The sequence below is a fragment of the Streptomyces iakyrus genome, assembly GCF_000717055.1.
GTDB classification, from domain to species: Bacteria; Actinomycetota; Actinomycetes; order Streptomycetales; family Streptomycetaceae; genus Streptomyces; species Streptomyces iakyrus.
In genome coordinates, this window is sequence record NZ_JNXI01000002.1 from 416,629 (window position 1) to 433,073 (window position 16,445).

13 protein-coding genes and 1 pseudogene are annotated in these 16,445 nt (G+C 71.6%); 8 read left to right on the forward strand and 6 right to left on the reverse strand.

Features of this window, described 5'->3' with window-relative positions; genetic code table 11:
* Window positions 1-46: 46 nt before the first annotated feature.
* The 5 genes from OO68_RS04395 to OO68_RS42965 all read left to right on the forward strand — a co-directional run bounded on the left by OO68_RS04395 (window position 47) and on the right by OO68_RS42965 (window position 7,370).
* Window positions 47-835 (forward strand): ABC transporter ATP-binding protein, encoded by a 789-nt coding sequence (locus tag OO68_RS04395; RefSeq protein WP_033306741.1) that lies wholly within the window; start codon window positions 47-49, stop codon window positions 833-835.
* Complete coding sequence (locus tag OO68_RS04400) at window positions 822-1,718, forward strand: ABC transporter permease (protein WP_033306742.1); 897 nt, start codon at window positions 822-824, stop codon at window positions 1,716-1,718. The genes OO68_RS04395 and OO68_RS04400 overlap by 14 nt, the downstream gene beginning before the upstream one ends.
* 5 nt (window positions 1,719-1,723) lie before the next feature.
* Window positions 1,724-2,464, forward strand: a complete 741-nt coding sequence (locus OO68_RS04405; protein WP_033306743.1) for a sirohydrochlorin chelatase — start codon at window positions 1,724-1,726, stop codon at window positions 2,462-2,464.
* Between the two features lie 164 nt (window positions 2,465-2,628).
* Window positions 2,629-6,564, forward strand: a complete 3,936-nt coding sequence (locus OO68_RS04410; protein WP_033306744.1) for a WD40 repeat domain-containing protein — start codon at window positions 2,629-2,631, stop codon at window positions 6,562-6,564.
* A complete protein-coding gene (locus tag OO68_RS42965) occupies window positions 6,561-7,370 on the forward strand; it encodes a hypothetical protein (RefSeq protein ID WP_051814412.1) in 810 nt (269 codons plus the stop codon). The genes OO68_RS04410 and OO68_RS42965 overlap by 4 nt, the downstream gene beginning before the upstream one ends.
* 3 nt (window positions 7,371-7,373) lie before the next feature.
* On the opposite strand, the gene OO68_RS04420 is transcribed toward OO68_RS42965, so the two are convergent.
* Window positions 7,374-8,201, reverse strand: a complete 828-nt coding sequence (locus OO68_RS04420) for a GvpL/GvpF family gas vesicle protein (RefSeq protein ID WP_033306745.1) — start codon at window positions 8,199-8,201, stop codon at window positions 7,374-7,376.
* A 148-nt stretch (window positions 8,202-8,349) separates the two neighbouring features.
* Here OO68_RS04420 and OO68_RS04425 point away from each other — a divergent pair, with 148 nt between their 5' ends.
* Window positions 8,350-9,207 (forward strand): transglutaminase-like domain-containing protein, encoded by an 858-nt coding sequence (locus OO68_RS04425; RefSeq protein ID WP_033306746.1) that lies wholly within the window; start codon window positions 8,350-8,352, stop codon window positions 9,205-9,207.
* Here the strand turns inward: OO68_RS04425 and OO68_RS04430 are convergent.
* Both OO68_RS04430 and OO68_RS04435 read right to left on the reverse strand, forming a co-directional pair.
* On the reverse strand, window positions 9,188-9,562 hold the full coding sequence (locus OO68_RS04430; RefSeq protein ID WP_033306747.1) for a nuclear transport factor 2 family protein: 375 nt from the start codon (window positions 9,560-9,562) through the stop codon (window positions 9,188-9,190). The two genes, OO68_RS04425 and OO68_RS04430, sit on opposite strands and share 20 nt — an antisense overlap.
* Window positions 9,555-10,103 (reverse strand): DUF1697 domain-containing protein, encoded by a 549-nt coding sequence (locus tag OO68_RS04435; RefSeq protein WP_033306748.1) that lies wholly within the window; start codon window positions 10,101-10,103, stop codon window positions 9,555-9,557. Before OO68_RS04435 ends, OO68_RS04430 begins: the two co-directional genes overlap by 8 nt.
* A 340-nt stretch (window positions 10,104-10,443) precedes the next feature.
* Between OO68_RS04435 and OO68_RS04440 the strand changes: the two genes are divergently transcribed.
* Window positions 10,444-12,696: an MMPL family transporter gene (locus OO68_RS04440; RefSeq protein WP_033306749.1), complete on the forward strand. Its 2,253-nt coding sequence runs from the start codon at window positions 10,444-10,446 to the stop codon at window positions 12,694-12,696.
* Between the two features lie 104 nt (window positions 12,697-12,800).
* Here OO68_RS04440 and OO68_RS04445 read toward each other — a convergent pair whose 3' ends face one another.
* A complete protein-coding gene (locus OO68_RS04445) occupies window positions 12,801-13,118 on the reverse strand; it encodes a hypothetical protein (protein WP_033306750.1) in 318 nt (105 codons plus the stop codon).
* Window positions 13,119-13,318: 200 nt separating this feature from the next.
* Between OO68_RS04445 and OO68_RS04450 the strand changes: the two genes are divergently transcribed.
* The gene (locus tag OO68_RS04450; protein ID WP_033306751.1) at window positions 13,319-14,269 is read left to right on the forward strand and encodes a zinc metalloprotease; all 951 of its coding nucleotides are present in this window, start codon (window positions 13,319-13,321) and stop codon (window positions 14,267-14,269) included.
* Window positions 14,270-14,295: 26 nt separating this feature from the next.
* Here the strand turns inward: OO68_RS04450 and mgt are convergent.
* Together mgt and erm are read right to left on the reverse strand one after the other, a co-directional pair.
* Window positions 14,296-15,550, reverse strand: a pseudogene (mgt, locus tag OO68_RS04455) (macrolide-inactivating glycosyltransferase).
* The gene (gene erm, locus OO68_RS04460) at window positions 15,547-16,326 is read right to left on the reverse strand and encodes an ErmE/ErmH/ErmO/ErmR family 23S rRNA (adenine(2058)-N(6))-methyltransferase (RefSeq protein ID WP_033306753.1); all 780 of its coding nucleotides are present in this window, start codon (window positions 16,324-16,326) and stop codon (window positions 15,547-15,549) included. Before erm ends, mgt begins: the two are co-directional and overlap by 4 nt.
* Window positions 16,327-16,445 lie beyond the last annotated feature (119 nt).

Genomic DNA, 16,445 nt, shown 5'->3' on the forward strand with positions numbered 1-16,445 from the left:
CGCGTCCCGAAGCCGCATTGTGAAGAGTTCCCAGGAGGTGACGACCATGGCCACGACCCTCGCCAAGGCCGCCGACGGCACCGAGTCGGCCACGCACGCCGCCCGGATCGACCACGTGTCGAAGTCGTTCTCGGGCCCCGCCGGGCAGCAGCTCGTCCTGGACGACATCACCCTCGATGTCGCGCCCGGAGAGTTCGTCACCCTCCTGGGGGCCTCGGGCTGCGGAAAGTCCACGCTGCTCAACCTGGTGGCGGGCCTGGACCGCCCCAGCGCCGGCGAGATCGCCACGGACGGCCGTCCGGCGCTGATGTTCCAGGAGCACGCGCTGTTCCCGTGGCTGACCGCGGGCAAGAACATCGAACTCGCCCTGAAGCTGCGGGGCGTGCCCAAGGCCGAGCGCCGCGTGCGTGCCGAGGAACTGCTCGAACTGGTGCGGCTGAAGGGCGCGTACGGCAAGCGGGTCCACGAGCTGTCCGGCGGTATGCGCCAGCGTGTCGCGCTGGCGCGTGCCCTCGCGCAGGAGAGCAAGCTGCTGCTGATGGACGAGCCGTTCGCGGCGCTGGACGCCATCACGCGGGACGTGCTGCACGACGAGCTGACCCGGATCTGGCGCGAGACGCAGGTGTCCGTCCTGTTCGTCACGCACAACGTGCGCGAGGCGGTGCGGCTCGCGCAGCGCGTGGTGCTGCTGTCCTCCCGCCCCGGGCGCATCGCGCGCGAGTGGCGGGTGGACATCCCGCACCCGCGCCGCATCGAGGACACAGCGGTGGCGGAGCTGTCCGTCGAGATCACCGAAGAACTGCGTGGGGAGATCCGCCGTCATGGCCAGCACTGATTCGACGACCGTCGCCAAGGACGGCAACGATCTCGCCGGGCTGGAGGCGGGCCTCGACGCGCTGGAGACGCGGCAGACGGGCCGGACCCCGTTCCGGCAGACCTTCACCGAGAAGATCCTGCCGCCCGTCCTCGCCGTCGCGCTGGTGCTGGCGGTCTGGCAGGCGCTCGTCTCGTTCAAGGTCGTCGACGACCCGACCAAGCTGCCCGCGCCGTCCGCGGTGTGGGACGTCGTCCAGACCGCATGGCTCCAGGGCGAGCTGCTCGGCTACATCTGGACCAGCGTCTCGCGCGGCCTGCTCGGCTTCTGCTTCGCCCTGCTGATCGGCACACCGCTGGGCCTGATCGTGGCCCGGGTGAAGTTCGTCCGCGCGGCGATCGGCCCGATCCTGTCGGGCCTGCAGTCCCTGCCGTCGGTCGCCTGGGTGCCGCCGGCGGTGATCTGGCTGGGCCTGAACAACTCGATGATGTACGCGGTGATCCTGCTCGGCGCGGTCCCGTCCATCGCCAACGGCCTGGTCTCCGGCGTCGACCAGGTGCCCCCGCTGTTCCTGCGCGCGGGCCGCACGCTCGGCGCGACGGGCCTGAAGGGCACCTGGCACATCGTCCTGCCCGCCGCCCTGCCCGGCTATGTGGCGGGCCTCAAGCAGGGCTGGGCCTTCTCCTGGCGCTCCCTGATGGCCGCCGAGATCATCGCGTCCTTCCCCGACCTCGGTGTCGGCCTCGGCCAGCTGCTGGAGAACGGCCGCAACGCCAGCGACATGGCCATGGTCTTCGAGGCGATCCTGCTCATCCTGATCGTCGGCATCGCCATCGACCTGCTGATCTTCAGCCCGCTGGAGCGGTGGGTGCTGCGCAGCCGCGGACTGCTGGTGAAGAACTGAGTCCCATGACGAACAAGCCCGTCCTCCTCGTCATCGCCCACGGCAGCCGCGACCCGCGGCATGCCGCGACGGTGCACGCCCTGGTACGCCGGGTGCGCGCGACGCGCCCCGACGTACGGGTGGAGACCGGCTTCCTGGACTTCAACGTCCCCTCGGTGCAGGGGGTCCTGGAGTCCCTGGCGGTGCAGGGCGTGCGTGACGTCGTCGCCCTGCCCCTGCTCCTCACCCGGGCGTTCCACGCGAAGGCGGACATCCCGGCGGTCCTCGCGGACGCGCCCCCGCAGCTGCGCATCCACCAGGCGGACGTCCTGGGCCCCTCCCCCCTGCTCCTGGCAGCACTGGAACGGCGCCTGTACGAGGCGGGCCTGACGCCTGCCGACAAGTCCTCGACCGGGGTCGTCCTGGCCTCGGCGGGGTCCACCGACCCGGAGGCGATCGCAGTGATCGCAGAAATCGCGCGGGAGTGGCGGCACACCGGCTGGTGCGCCGTGCGGCCTGCGTTCGCCTCCGCATCCCTCCCGCGCACGGAGGACGCCGTCCGCGAACTCCGCACCCTCGGCTGCACCCGCGTCGCCGTCGCCCCCTACGTCCTGGCCCCCGGCTTCCTCCCGGACCGCATCGCCCGGGGCGCCAAGCGGGCGGACGTCCTGGCGGACGTCCTGGGTCCGGCGCCGGAGGTGGCGCGCGTCGTGCTGGAACGGTACGAGGCGGCACGGATGCCGCTGCCGTCGGCCGTGAGCGCCTGACGACTTCCCTGCCCCGCCCTGCCCGGTCCGCGACCGGCCGGCCCCCGTGCCCGTCCCGGGCCCTTCGATCGGCCTTGTGCCCGGCGGGTGATCGGGTAGCGTCGGAGAGCGACGCTGACCACTCGCCCCGGCGCCGCTTTGAAACCAGGCGCCTGGGAGGCCACTTGGAGAGCGAGACCCGGCAGCCGGCAGCTCCTGACGTCACCGTGCTGTCGATCGGTGTGGGGAGCTTCGACGACGGCGCCGACCTTGAAGAACTCGGTTTCGTTGCGGGGCGGATGCGCGAGCTGGAGGAGGCCTTCGACCGGCTCGGCGCCACGGTCGGCACGTCGCTCGATCCGACGGAGATCGAGGTGGAGGCGCTCCTGCGCGGGCAGCTCGTCGACAGTCCCCCGGTTTCCGGTGTCGTGGTCGTCCATCTCATCGGGCACGGCAGGATCGACCGGGGTCACCGGCTGTCCTTCGTCGCCCGCGACAACCGCGAGGTGGACGTCGACCGGTGGATCGAGAAGGCGCAGCAGGAGATCGAGCGCGGCGGCAAGCGGCACCGTGTCGTCTTCCTCGTCGACACCTGCTCGGCCGGCGTCGCGACGGGCAGGCAACCGTTCACCGAGATCGACGCGGACCGGGGCGTCTGGGCCCTGGGCGCCGCCGTCAGCAACTCCCCCACGGAGCAGGGCCGGTTCAGCAGCAGGATCGCCGCGGCCCTGCACCGGCTGGCGGACCTGGACCTCCACATCGACGAGGAGTCGATCGGCTTCAGCCGGTTCGTCCGCGAACTGATCCGGGTGATCCGCAGCGATCCGGCCGACCAGCGCCTCTCCCTCGGCTTCAGTGTGGAACTGGGGGACGCCGACTGGCCGTTCCTGCCGAATCCCCGTCTGGTCTCCCTGACCCCGGAGCAGCTTCAGGCCCGGCGGCGCTCGCTGGGCCACGTCCCCGGCGAGGGCGATCCCGGCCGGCGGACCGACGACACCGCCTACTTCGCCGACCGCGCCTCGGGCCGCGGCCTCGTCCCCGTAGACACCGGCACCGGCTTCTTCTCCGGCCGCACCGCGGAACTCACCCGCTATATGGAGTGGCTGTCCGGGGCAGGTCCTCTGCTGACCGTCACGGGTGCGGCCGGTGCGGGGAAGTCAGGGCTCCTGGGGGTCATCGTGTGTGCAGCGGACCCGGGACTGCGCCGGCGCTTCCGCGAGCTGTGGGAATCGTCCGGGCTCGACCTGCCCGAGGTGCCGGACGTCGTCGCGGTGCATGCGCGGCAGCGGTCGGCCCGGCAAGTGGTCGAAGCCATCTCGTCCGTGGTGGGGGCGCGGGGGCCGAAGCAGGCGGATGACCAGGAAGCGGGCGGCCGGGAGTGGAGCGCGCCGCCTCAGACGGCCGAAGCGCTGCGCTTCCTGCTGGACCGGGAGCAGAAGAACCGCCTCATCGTGCTCGACGCCGTGGACGAGTCCACCGAGCCGCAGGCGGTTCTCCGTCTCGTGGCCGAGCTTCTGGCACCTCGTGCAGTGGGTGGGCAGACCCTCCGCGTGCCGTGCAGGATCCTGCTGGGCGGCCGCCGGGAAGTGGTCACCGCGCTGTCGGCGCTGGAGGAGGCGGCCGACATCGACGGCGTCCACATCGATCTGGATTCCGCTGAACCCGCCGCGGTCGAGCAGGACGTCCAGCGCTACATCCAGCGGCTCCTCGCCACCCGGGAGCCCTACGCCACGGGCGAGTCCTCTCCGTTCACCGGACTGCTCGCCAGGAAGGGCGCGGCACACATCGTGCGCGGCGGGCGACCGGACGAACCGTGGGGTCCGTTCCTGCTCGCCGGTCTGTACGTGCATTTCCTGCTGACCCTGAAGTACCCGCCCCGCGACGAGGTGGGTGCCGACATGTACGCGAAGGCGGCGTCGCCCGATCTGCCGGCGCTGCTGGAATCGATCCTGAAGACACGGCGCGACGACTACCCGCACATGCGGGCGGTGCTCGCGGTGCTGGCCCGTTCTCGCGGTGACGGCATGCCACGCACGACCCTGAAGCGCTGCTTGCGGGCTCTGGGCGTCGACGCCCTCGACGAACGGCACTTCCAGGACACCCTGTGGGAGGCCTCGCCCTTCCTGCGGTACGGGAGCGACCCGCAGAGCGGGGAGACGCTGTACCGGCTTTTCCACCAGGGTCTGGTCGATTACCTCCACGGCCATCCGACGAGTGAGGAGCCGCTGGAGGAGGCGGGAAGCCTCGCTCTCGAAGGAAGACTGCTGTCGGAGCTCATCGGGCCGTACACGTCGGACGAGCCGGGGCAGGGCGACTCGTGGGAGGCCGCCGAGAGCGAACCGTACGCGCTGCGGCACGCGTTGGGGCATGCCGCACGGGCACGCTCCGTAGCGCACGCCGAATCCCTGCTCGCCGATCCGTACTTCCTCGTCCGGTTCGACCTCCGTGAGGACCATCGCGCTCTCGACCTCGTCCACTCGGTGCAGGCTTCGGACTTTCTGCGACTGCTCAGTGCTTCGTGGGCCACCCACGCTCGGTTGCACGGTGCCGCCGAACGCGCGTCGGTGTTCGCCTTCGACGCCGACCGGCTGGGACTGCCGGACGCCAGGGAGCGGTTCGGCCGTATCGCGCAGGAGGTCGCCGTCCGGCCCGGGAATGCGACGTACTCGCTCCTGTGGTCACGCGGCGGTCCCGTGAACTCCAGCAGCCGCTCGGTCACGACCGCGGGCAGCGCGGTGTACGACATCGCGTTCTCCCCGGACGGCTCGCTGCTCGCTGCGACGACCAACCGCGGTGTGCAGGTGCTGGAGACGGAGACGTGGCGGTCTGTTGCACCGCTCTTCGGCAGGACGCCACCCGCCGGGGTCCACAAGGTGGCCTTCTCCCCCGACGGCCGCCTGCTCGCCTTCTCCCGGAACTCCTTCACACGAAGCGTGCAGCTGTGGGACGTGGAGAACCGCGTGCCGGCCGGGCCGCCCTGGGAGTGCAGAACCGGCATGGTACGGGCGCTCGCCTTCTCGTCCGACAGCCGATGGCTCGCGGTCGTGAGCGAGGAACTCGGCGTCTCCGTGTGGGACATCACCGGTGACTGCCCGTCCGAGGAGGCGCGGTGGGACCTCGGGGAAACGGACGACTTCACCAGAGTCCGTGCTGTGGCCTTCAGCCCCAAGGGGCATCTGCTGGCAGTGTGTTCTTCCAACGGCACGACTCTCTGGGACGTCGCGGGCGGTGACCGCACACTCGTGGACGGTGAGGGGTACATCCGGTCGGTCTGCTTCTCCCCCGATGGCGGCCTCGTGGCGGTGGCGGCCCAGCGCCGCGTCGCCCTGTACTCGGTGGCCACGCGCACCCAAGTCGGCAGCGTGGATGTGCCGAATGGGAACGACCTGGCCTTCACCTGCGACGGGAGCCTGCTGGTCGTAGGCGGCTGGAGGGAGTTCCACGTCATCGACACGGCGTCGATGCACGTCGTCAACCGGTTGCCGGTCGCGGCCAGGTCGTCCTCCATCGCCATGCATCCCGACACGTCGGTCCTCGTGAGCGGTGATGAGGACGGTCATCTGCGGCTGTGGAAAAGCCTCACCGGAGAGGCGCGTCTGCCGGAGCTGCCGCGCTTCCACGAGGGCGTCGTCGGTTCACCCGACGGGCGCTTCATCGCTGTCCAGGATGTCGGCAACAGGTTGCTCAGTCTGCGGAACCCGGTCACCGGCGAGGAGATCGTCAGCTGGCCCTGGGCGGAGCCGCTGGCACATCTGGCAAGCTCGCCCGACGGTTCCCTCCTGGCCGCCAGGTCGTTGCAGCGACTGCGCGTCTTCCCGACCGACCCGGCGCTCCTGACGGACTTCAGAAGCGTCTTTCTGTCCGACGATCCTGCCTCCTTGCTGCCGCTCGTCTTCTCTCCTGACAGCAGGCTCATCGGCGTGGCCCTCGGACAGCGAGGGAACGTTCAGTTCGTCGAGGTCCGGGAGGCCCGGACCCTGGCTCTCTGCGCCAGGATCCCGGTCGCCGGGCAGCTGTCCTCGTTCGGGTTCGCCGGCCCTCAGCTCGTCTACGTCGTCGTCGACGGCGCCCTCGGCACCTACAGCTGCACTCCCCCGGACCCGGAGGCCCCGCTGCCATGACCCGCCTCCTCGGCATCCACGGCGTCCGCAACTACAAAGCCGCCGACACCACCCCCGGCCTCGGCGCCAAGCGCCTGCGTGCGGACTGGCTCGAAGCGCTGGGCGACAGGGTCCCCGGGCTCGATATCGAAACGGCGTACTACGCCGACCTCCTGCGCAGTGAGCGGCAGAGTGACGAGCTGGACGACGCCGATGTGGTGCTGATCGAGCAGTGGGCGCTGGCCTGGGGGGTCGACCCGAGCGGTGTGCAGGGGCGGGCGACCGGCTGGGTCCGGTGGGTGTGCGGGCAGGTCGCTCGGCGATCCGGGCAGCGCCCGGCGGTCGTCGAGAGGACGGTCCGGATGTTCTTTCCCGAGGTGGGACGTTACTTCGCCGGCCGGCGTGCGGCGGTGCGCGAGCGGGTGCGGGACGCACTCCTCCGGCACCGGCCCGACATCGTCGTCGCGCACTCGCTGGGCAGCGTCGTCGCCTACGAGGCCCTGCACGGACTGGCGGACGAACTGGACGTGAGGCTGCTGCTCACGCTCGGCTCGCCGCTGGCGCTCCCCCACGCGGTGTTCCACCGCCTCGACCCCGGCCCGCGCGACGGGAAGGGCACGCGGCCCGCGGTCGTGCGGCGGTGGGTGAACGTCGCCGATGCCGGGGACTTCGTGGCCATCCCCAAGGGGGAACTGGCCCGGGTGTTCACGGGTGTCGAGGAACTGCCGGAGATCAGCATCGCGCCGGCCTGGCCGCACGGCGTGCGCGACTACCTGCGCCACCGCACGGTGGCCGAAACCATCACGGCGGGCTTGCGGGCGGGGTGACCGTCACGCGGCCGGTTCCTCGTGGGGTTCCGGCTGGAGCGCGAAGGAGTACGGGGCCCACGGGCCGGTGACCTCCACGCGGAGGCCGGGCACGCCCTGGGCGGCCGCCAGGATGCCCGCGCGGAAGGCGACGACTCGGTCGGCCGGGACGAGGTAGGCGTCGTTGGCGACGTTGGTGCCGGGGGCCGTGCCCGCCAGGCTGCCGCGTTCGGGGGTGTGGGCGACGCGGTCGACGGCGAGGGCGCCGGCCGTGTCGGTGAGGCGGGCGGCGGCCTGGGCGACCGTGCGCCAGGCCTCCTCGTTGCGGCGCTGTCTGCGGCGGCGGATCACCTGGTAGGCGCGGCCCACCCCGATGCCGGTGACCGGGTCCTGGACGGGCTCCGGGCCGTCCTCGGGCGGGGTGATGTCCGGGGCCGCGTAGATCTTGACGCCGAGTTCGACATGGCCCGTGAGGCGGTCGAGGAGGGAGAGGAAGTACCCGCGGCGGGTGTCGAGGGCCTGCCGGGCGCGGTCCTCGTCGCGGTAGACGGTGGCCAGGCGCAGGGGCAGTACGGCGGCGCCCGAGGCGACCAGGGCGGCCACCACGGCGTGGTGGGTACGGACCGTCGACTCCAGCCAGTCCACGTCCGCGAGGTGCGCCTGGAGTGGAGCGTCGGCGTAGTCGGCCGGCGGGACGTGGCCCACGGCGAAGGCGAGCTGGGGGCCGCTGACGGCCGGGTCGACCAGGTGGATCGGCTCTCCGGCGACACCGCGCAGGTGGGCCGTGGCCGCCGCGGCCTCGGGGGTGCGGCGCAGGACCGCGTAGGTGTAGACGAGGTTCGTGTCGCTCATGACTGCGGGCTCCTGTCGGTCGCCGTGCGATTCCTCTCGCGAGACTCCGTTCTCGTGCCGTCCGTAGGTACGCAGGGCGCGGCGGAGGCGTTCACAGGAACGGCTGGTGCGTTGACCTTGCCCCAGGGGCAGGGCCGAGGGTCGCGGCATGAACGAGGACTTCTTTCTGCGGCAGACGCCGTACAGCGATCCCGGGGACCTCGACACGGGGGGCCTGCCCCGCGAGCCGCGCACCCTGGCCGCGATGGTCAGAGGCCTGGTGGTCCACCGGGGCGAGGGCGGCCGCTTCGGGTACACCGTGCCCGAGGAGCGGCTGCACCACGACGCCGAGTCCCGGTACGTCACGGAGATCGTGCGGCTCCTGCGGGAGCGCGGAGACACCCCGCTCACCGAACGGCGGGCGCCCGACGGGAGGTTCGTGGGGACCTGCCGGGACTTCTCACTGCTGCTGTGCTCGCTGCTGCGGGCCACGGGGACGCCCGCGCGCCTGCGCTGCGGGTTCGCCGGCTACTTCGCCGACGGCTGGTACGAGGACCACTGGGTCACAGAGTACCGGGCGCGGGACGGCGGTTGGCGGCTGGCCGACGCTCAGGTCCACAGCGGGTACGACGTGCCCTTCGACCCGATGGACGTACCGCGGGACGCCTTCCTGGTGGCCGGTGAGGTCTGGCGGGCCTGCCGCGAGGGGCGGGTGGACCCGCAGACGTGCGGCTTCGGCTCTGTCGAAGGACTGCGCGGCCTGTGGTTCGTACGGGGCAACGTCCTACGCGACCTGGCCGCGCTGAACGGCGTGGAGCTGCTCCCCTGGGACGGCTGGGAGCCGGGGCTCCGCAAGGGCCCGCCGCTCACCGAGGACGATCTCGCGGCGGCCGACGCGGTCGCCGCGGCCCGCTCCGAGCACGACTGGCCGCGGCTCTTCGCGGACCCGCGGCTGACCGTGCCGGCCGAGATCACGTCGTACACGTCCTGGCTGGGGGACCGCCGGGTCAGGTTGCCCGTGCGCTGAACGGCGTCGCCTGGTGGAACCAGAGCAGCCAGCGGCCCTCCGTGCGCCGCCACAGCGAACTGCGGTGGGCGTGGCTGCCGTCGTACTCGGTGTCGTAGGTGAGGTGCACCAGGTCCGGGGCGAGCTGCACGCCTCTCAGGGCGGAGACGGTGACGGGCTCGGCGCCGGACTCGGCGGTGGCGGCCAGGGAGGCGATGATGGCGGCCCGGCTCCAGTGCCGGCCGGAGGCTCCGAACTCGTGGAAGTCGGGGTGCAGCAGCGCCCCGACCCGCTCGGGCGACCGGCGGACCTTCGGGGTGAGCAGGGCGAGTTCGCCCTCCATCGCGGACTCGACGGCCGGGTTGCGCTCAGGCACCTGTCATCTCCACCAGCTTGACGACGGTGTTCCAGTTGCGGGTCGTGGCGATCACGCCCTTGTTGATGCGCGGTTTCGACAGGTGCTCGGCCAGCTTGGAGCGGCCGAGGCCGTTCGGGGCGTACAGGTACAGTGCCCGGTCGCCGAGGCGGAACTCCTCGGGGAGGTAGGCGTCCTGGTCGATCTCCGCGAAGCGGCCGGGGGTGACGGGCGCGGAGAAGTAGGTGACGTGGAGCTGCTTGGGCTCCAGGTCGGCGGCCGGGAACGGGCAGGCCTCGGCGATCGCCCGCAGGTAGGCGTGGTCGCGCACGATCACGTCGACGCCGAAGCCGAAGCGCTTCTCGATGGCCTGCGCGATCTCGCCGGCCAGCGACTCCTCGCCGCCGTGGCCGGAGGAGAACACGGCCTGGCCGCTCTGCAGGTAGGTGCGGACGTCGTCGTGGCCGAGGTCCGCCAGGAGCATGCGCAGGTCCGCCATCGGGACCTTCCGGCTGCCGCCCACGTTGATTCCGCGCAGCAGGGCCGCGTATGTCGTCGTCATCCGCTCACGATAAGGCGGCCGTCGTGCCCCGTGGGGGTGGGCACGACGGCCGCCGCGGGCAGCTGCCCGGCCCCGTAAATTACTCACCCGTCTTCGCGGGGCACAACCGTCTGCTCAGGATCCACACACCCGAGGAGACCGATATGTCTGGCGATAGGTGTAAGGGGCCACGGCCTGTTGGGGTCCTCCCCAGTGGGGAGACGGCTCGCTCCATGGGGATGAGTCCGGGTTCCGCCACTTCACCGGACAGCACGACGAGATGGCCTTATCCGGCCCATACCTTCGAAGCGAAAGGGGGCGGCAGGGGGCCGCCACCGCATCTCGAGGGGGCAAGCCCGTCATGGGGAACGGAGACATACGGGTGCGGGGCCTCGCCGCCCGGGCCGGCGGCTGGAGCGCCCGGCACCGATGGGCTGCCGTCGGTATCTGGGTGCTGTTCGTCGTCCTGGCGATGGGGCTCGGTTCGGCAGCGGGCCGGGTCGACGTCAAGGACAGCGACCAGCTGAAGGGCGAGACGCACACCGCCGCGCGGATCATCGAGGACGCCGGGATCGACGAGCCGGCGAGTGAGAACGTACTGATCCAGGCCAAGGGCGGTGACCTGAAGGCGACGGACGCCGAGTTCCGGGCCGCCGTCGACGCCGTCGTGCGGGCGGTGGAGGGGACCGGCCGGGTCACCGAGGTGGCCTCGCCGTACGACACGAAGACGATCTCGAAGGACGGCCGCAGCGCGCTCGTGCAGTTCGACATGCGCGGCGAGTCCGACACCGCCGGCGAGCGGGTCGAGCCGGTGCTGAAGGCCGTCGAGGGCGTCCAGCGGGACCACGAGGCGCTGCGGATCGAGGAGATCGGCGGCGCCAGCATGATGAAGACGTTCGACGACGCGTTCGGCGACGACTTCAAGAAGGCCGAGTACTCCGCGGTGCCGGTGGCCTTCGGCATCCTGCTGATCGCGTTCGGCGCGCTGGTGGCGGCGCTGCTGCCGGTGGTGCTGGCGATCACCGCGATCATGGCGACGATGGGCCTGATGGGCGTCGTCAGCCATGTGATGCCGATGAGCGACACCGCGAACTCCGTGATGCTGCTGGTCGGTCTGGCCGTCGGCGTCGACTACTGCCTGTTCTACCTGCGCCGCGAGCGCGAGGAGCGCGAGGCCGGCCGGGACGCGCAGACGGCCCTGAGGATCGCCGCCGCGACCAGTGGCCGGGCGATCGTCGTCTCGGGTGTCACCGTGTGCGTGGCGATGGCGGGCATGCTGTTCACCGGCCTCGCCGAGTTCGAGGCGATGGGCCTGGCGTCGCTGATGGTCGTGGCCGTGGCGATGGTGGGGTCCGTGACGGTGCTGCCCGCGCTGCTGTCGCTGCTCGGCGAGCGCGTGGAGAAGGGCCGCATCCCGTTCCTGCGCCGGCGCAGGAAGAGCGGCGGCAGTCAGGACAGCCGGTTCTGGACGGCCGTGCTGCGGCGCGTCCTCGCCAGGCCGGTGATCGCGGTGGCGGTCGCGACCGGAGCGCTGCTGGCCATCACGGCTCCCGCGCTCGGCATGAAGACCCAGCAGCTCACGCTGGACCAGGAGTTCGGCGACTCGCTGCCGATCGTCCAGACGTACAACCGGCTCAACGAGGCCTTCCCGGGCGGTTCCGAGCCGGCCGAGGTGGTCGTGAAGGCGGACGACATCAACGCGCCCGAGGTGAAGTCCGCGCTCGCCGACTTCCGTGACCGGGCGATCAGTTCGGGCGCCTCGCGCGGCCCGGTGGAGATCAAGCTGCACGACGCGCAGAACATGGCGTTCGTCTACGTCCCGCTCGTCGGCGGTTCCGATCTGGACAAGGCGGGTGCGAGCCTGGACAAGCTGCGTGACGAGGTGCGGCCGGCCACGCTCGGCAAGGTCGACGGGGTCGAGGCGCCCATCACCGGGCAGGTCGCGGGTTCCAAGGACTTCAACGACCAGTTGGCGGGCGCTGTCGTCCCGGTGTTCGCGTTCGTCGTGGTCTTCGCCTTCGCGCTGATGCTGCTGTCGTTCCGCTCGCTGACCATCGCCATCACGTCGATCGTGCTGAACCTGCTGTCGGTGGGCGCCGCGTACGGCATCCTCGTCGCCGTCTTCCAGCACGGCTGGGGCGCGTCCCTGGTGGGCGCAGAGGGCGTCGGCGCGATCATCACCTGGCTGCCGCTGTTCCTCTTCGTGATCCTGTTCGGCCTGTCGATGGACTACCACGTGTTCGTGGTCTCCCGGATCCGCGAGGCGCGGCTGCGGGGACTGGCGACGAAGGACGCGATCCGGCACGGCGTGGTCACCACGGCCGGGGTGGTCACCAGTGCCGCGGTCATCATGGTCGCCGTGTTCGCCATCTTCGGGACGCTGTCCATGCAGTCCATGAAGCAGATGGGTGTCGGCCTCGCGGCGGCGGTGCTCATCGACGCGACGATCATCCGGGGCGTGCTGCTGCCGGCCGTGATGGCGCTGCTCGGCGAGCGCAACTGGTACCTGCCGAAGTGGCTGCACCGGCTGCCGGACCTCACGCACGACGAGACACCGCAGGCGGTCGCCGGAGCGGCGGCGCGGGACGACGAGGGCGAGCCCGTCAAGGTCTGATCTCCGCTGCGGGGTCGACGGCCCGTTGGTTGCCGGGGCAACCAACGGGCCTTTCGCTGCCCCGCATCAGGTACCCCGCGCCGGCCCGTGTCAGGCGCCCCGCGTCAGGTCAGGCGCCGCACCTGGAGGATGTCCGCGTCGCAGCGCACGATCTCCAGTTCCCGGTCCGGGCGGTCGCCCCCGAAGGTGAGCTCGATACGGCGGTCCGGCACGAGCCGCCAGCGCCCGGGCACGGCGCCGGGGGCGTCACCGCGTCCCAGCGGGTGGTCGACGAAGGTGCCGTCGGGTGCGAACTCCATGCCACGGCGTCCGCGTGCGGGCGGGAAGGGGAAGTCGTCGGGCCGGTAGACCCGCACGTCCTCGTGGTCCTCCTCGTAGGAGTGGAGCCACGAACGGAACAGGCCCGACGGGGGCTCTCCCATGACCCGGCCACCTCACTCATCCGAAGTCGTCCGCATTGCCGCTCTTACACCGAAGTGACTAGAATTAACAGTGTATGGGTTCGGAGGGAACGGGCAACCGAACGCTCCGCCCGGCGTCGCCCGGCCCTCGCGGCGCGTGACACACGCGCACTTCCGCAGCCGCGTGCGCGGCACACCCCAGCTCCCCCGAGGGGCAAGCCATGTCCGATGCGCAGGCATTCCATCGCGCCACCTCGCCCGACTACAGCCGCTGGTGCGGCGCCATGGAGGTGCACCGCAGACTCCTCACCCTGAACCCGGAGTACGCCGAGAACCGGGCCCTGATCGAGAACACCGCCTTCGCCTACGAGTCGATGGACCAGGTCACCGCCCGCCAGGGCCTCATCGACATCCCCGTCGTGGTGCACGTCGTGCACAACACCCCCGAGCAGAACGTGAGCGACGCCCAGATCCAGAGTCAGATCGACGTGCTCAACCAGGACTTCCGCGCGGGCAACCCCGACGTGAGCAAGGTGCCGGCGGTCTGGCAGGACCTCGTCGCCGACGCCCGCCTCCAGTTCCACCTCGCCCGGACCGACCCGCTGGGCCGCCCCACGGACGGCATCACGCGGACCCGGACCACGAACACGGGCTGGGACACCGACGACCTGGTCAAGTTCAGCCTGAGCGGCGGTCAGGACGCCTGGCCGGCGGACATCTACCTGAACCTCTGGGTCTGCCAGCTGCGCCGCGGACTGCTGGGCTACGCCCAGTTCCCGGGCGGCGCCGCCTCCACGGACGGCGTGGTCGTCACGCACACCGCCCTCGGGACCACCGGCACCGCCACGGCTCCCTTCGACGGCGGCCGCACGGCCGTGCACGAGATCGGGCACTGGCTGAACCTGCGGCACATCTGGGGCGACGACGACGAGGGGTGCAGTGGCAGTGACTTCGTCGCGGACACCCCCAACCAGGCAGGCGCGAACGTCGGTTCGCCCACCTTCCCCCATGTGACGTGCAGCAACGGGCCCGACGGCGACATGTTCATGAACTACATGGACTACACCGACGACGCCGCGATGTTCATGTTCACCAAGGGCCAGTCGGCGCGGATGGACGCCACGCTCGACAACGCCCGCCTGACCCTCACCCGCCAGGCCGTCGCGGTGTGACGGCGGCCTGAGGCGTCAGGGCGGCTTCAGGGCCTGCGTGCGGCCAGTTCGGCCTCGATGAGGTCGGCGGCCCGCCGCGTGCCGCCCTCCTCGGCGGTCTGCGCCTGGAGTTGCTTCAGCCGGCGGGCCACCTCGGGGTCGCCGGTCAGGGCGAGGGCGGCCGCGCGCAGGGTCTCGCCGGTCGCCTCCTCCGTGGGCAGGTACCGGGCGACGCCCAGGCCCTGGAGCATCTCCGCGTTGCCGAACTGGTCCACGGCCTGCGGTACAGCGATCATCGGTGTGGCGGTGGCGAGGCCCTCCTGGCTGCCGCCGGCGCCCGCGTGCGTGACGAACAGGTCGGCCTGCTTCAGGATCGCCAACTGTGGTACCCAGGGGCGCACCTCGACGTTGCCCGGGACGTCCGCGAAGCCGGCCGGGTCGACGTGCTTGCCGACCGAGAGCACCAGGTGCCAGCCGGGCAGGTCGCCGAACGCCGCGACGCACTCCCGGTAGAAGCCGGGCCGCTTGGTGAAGGCCGACCCGAGGGACACGAGCGCGACCTTCTCCGCTCCGGCCGGCCGCTGCCAGTCGCCCTCGGCGGTGCGGCCGCCCTGGCAGGCGCCGACGAAGGAGTACACGCGCTCGTCGACGCGGTCCGCGTTCGGCTGGAGCGCCTTGGGGAGCAGGACGATCGAGCGGTCGGGCCGGCCGGCGAAGTCGTCGGGGTCCAGGGTGATCCCGTTCTCCTCCAGCCAGGCGTGGAACCGGGCGTAGTAGGCGCGTCCCCGCTCGGTCTTCTTCGGCTCCTCCCACATCGGCCGGGCGACCTCCTCCTCGTACCCCTCCCAGGCGACCATGGCCGGCGAGAGGGAGACCGCGGGAACGCCCCAGCGGTGGGCGAGGACCCGGCCCGGGTAGGAGGCGATGTCGTGCAGGACGAGGTCCGGCTCGTCGCCCCCGTAGGCCTCGATCAGCTGCGGGAGAGCCTGGATCGCGTCGTCGAGGAACGGCTCCACGTTGTCCAGCAGCGTGTCCCCCCACGCCTCCGGGTCGTCGTCGGGTGAGGGCAGCGTGGACGTCCAGGGCTTCACCTCGGCTCCGGTGCCCGCGACCTTGTCCGCGAAGACGGGCGGGACGGCGTAGGTCACCCGGTGGCCGCGCGCCACGAGCTCGCGGATCACCTCCAGGCTGGGGTTCACGTGGCCGTGGGCGGCGATGGAGAACATGGCGATGTGCGCGCGACTGGTCATGCGCCCGACCGTACGCGAGACGAGACGTCTCGTGCAACCTCTTGGTGTTCACGAGGTCAGGACCTCGTGCAGACGCAGCCAGGTCGCCGGGGCCACCTCGCCCACCAGCACGCCCGGGTCCAGCCGTGCCACCCGGAACGCCGCGTCCACCCGACGCCTCGGATGGGCCCTGCGCAACGAGGCGTACAGTGAGCCGCCCACCCCGGAGAAGCCCAGCTCGACGAGGGACCGCCAGCTGCGGCAGGCGCCGTCGTCGAGCAGCGGGATCCCGCGCCGCTCCAGGCGGAGCACACCGGCGTCCACGCGCGGCACCGGCCGGAAGCTGCGCCGGCCGACCCGGCCGAGCAGCCGCCACTCGAAGCGGGGCCAGCTCCGGACCGTCAGCAGCGTCCAGCTGCCGTAGTCCCCGGTGCGTTTGCGGGCGTACTCGAGCTGGGTGAGCAGGGTGGCGTCGGTGAGGGCGGAGGCGCGCAGACACCAGTCGACGACGTCCGCGGTCCGGGAGAACGGCACGTTCCCGGCGACGGAGAAGGCCGTACGGGGCGGACGCGCGGCCAGGAAATCCCCCTCGACGACCCGCACCCGCGGGGTGCCGGAGAACCGGGCGCGCAGCACGGACACGAGCCGCGGGTCGATTTCGTAGGCGCGCAGCTCCCGGCAGCGCGCGGCCAGCGGGGCGGTCAACGCCCCCTTGCCCGCGCCGACTTCGAGCAGCAGCGGGACGGATCCGGACCGTGGGACGGCGAGCCGGGCGAAGCGCTCCGCGGCGGCACGGTCGGCGAGGAAGTTCTGCGAGAGGGCGCGGGACAGCGTGGTGGGGCGGGCCATGGCCTGCGGGTCCTTGTCTTCCGGAGAGAGGGAGAAGGGCAGACGAGGGCCCTGACCGGAAGACAGGTGGGAACGAGGGAAGGCGGGACGCGGGACGCCGGGCTCAGTGGCTCAGCGGG

Bases quoted from the DNA above. Each gene is read 5' to 3' on its own strand.
- OO68_RS04395 (WP_033306741.1), top strand. From the start codon at position 47: ATGGCCACGACCCTCGCCAAGGCCGCCGACGGCACCGAGTCGGCCACG.
- OO68_RS04400 (WP_033306742.1), top strand. From the start codon at position 822: ATGGCCAGCACTGATTCGACGACCGTCGCCAAGGACGGCAACGATCTC.
- OO68_RS04405 (WP_033306743.1), top strand. From the start codon at position 1,724: ATGACGAACAAGCCCGTCCTCCTCGTCATCGCCCACGGCAGCCGCGAC.
- OO68_RS42965 (WP_051814412.1), top strand. From the start codon at position 6,561: ATGACCCGCCTCCTCGGCATCCACGGCGTCCGCAACTACAAAGCCGCC.
- OO68_RS04420 (WP_033306745.1), bottom strand. From the start codon at position 8,201: ATGAGCGACACGAACCTCGTCTACACCTACGCGGTCCTGCGCCGCACC.
- OO68_RS04425 (WP_033306746.1), top strand. From the start codon at position 8,350: ATGAACGAGGACTTCTTTCTGCGGCAGACGCCGTACAGCGATCCCGGG.
- OO68_RS04435 (WP_033306748.1), bottom strand. From the start codon at position 10,103: ATGACGACGACATACGCGGCCCTGCTGCGCGGAATCAACGTGGGCGGC.
- OO68_RS04440 (WP_033306749.1), top strand. From the start codon at position 10,444: ATGGGGAACGGAGACATACGGGTGCGGGGCCTCGCCGCCCGGGCCGGC.
- OO68_RS04445 (WP_033306750.1), bottom strand. From the start codon at position 13,118: ATGGGAGAGCCCCCGTCGGGCCTGTTCCGTTCGTGGCTCCACTCCTAC.
- OO68_RS04450 (WP_033306751.1), top strand. From the start codon at position 13,319: ATGTCCGATGCGCAGGCATTCCATCGCGCCACCTCGCCCGACTACAGC.
- erm (WP_033306753.1), bottom strand. From the start codon at position 16,326: ATGGCCCGCCCCACCACGCTGTCCCGCGCCCTCTCGCAGAACTTCCTC.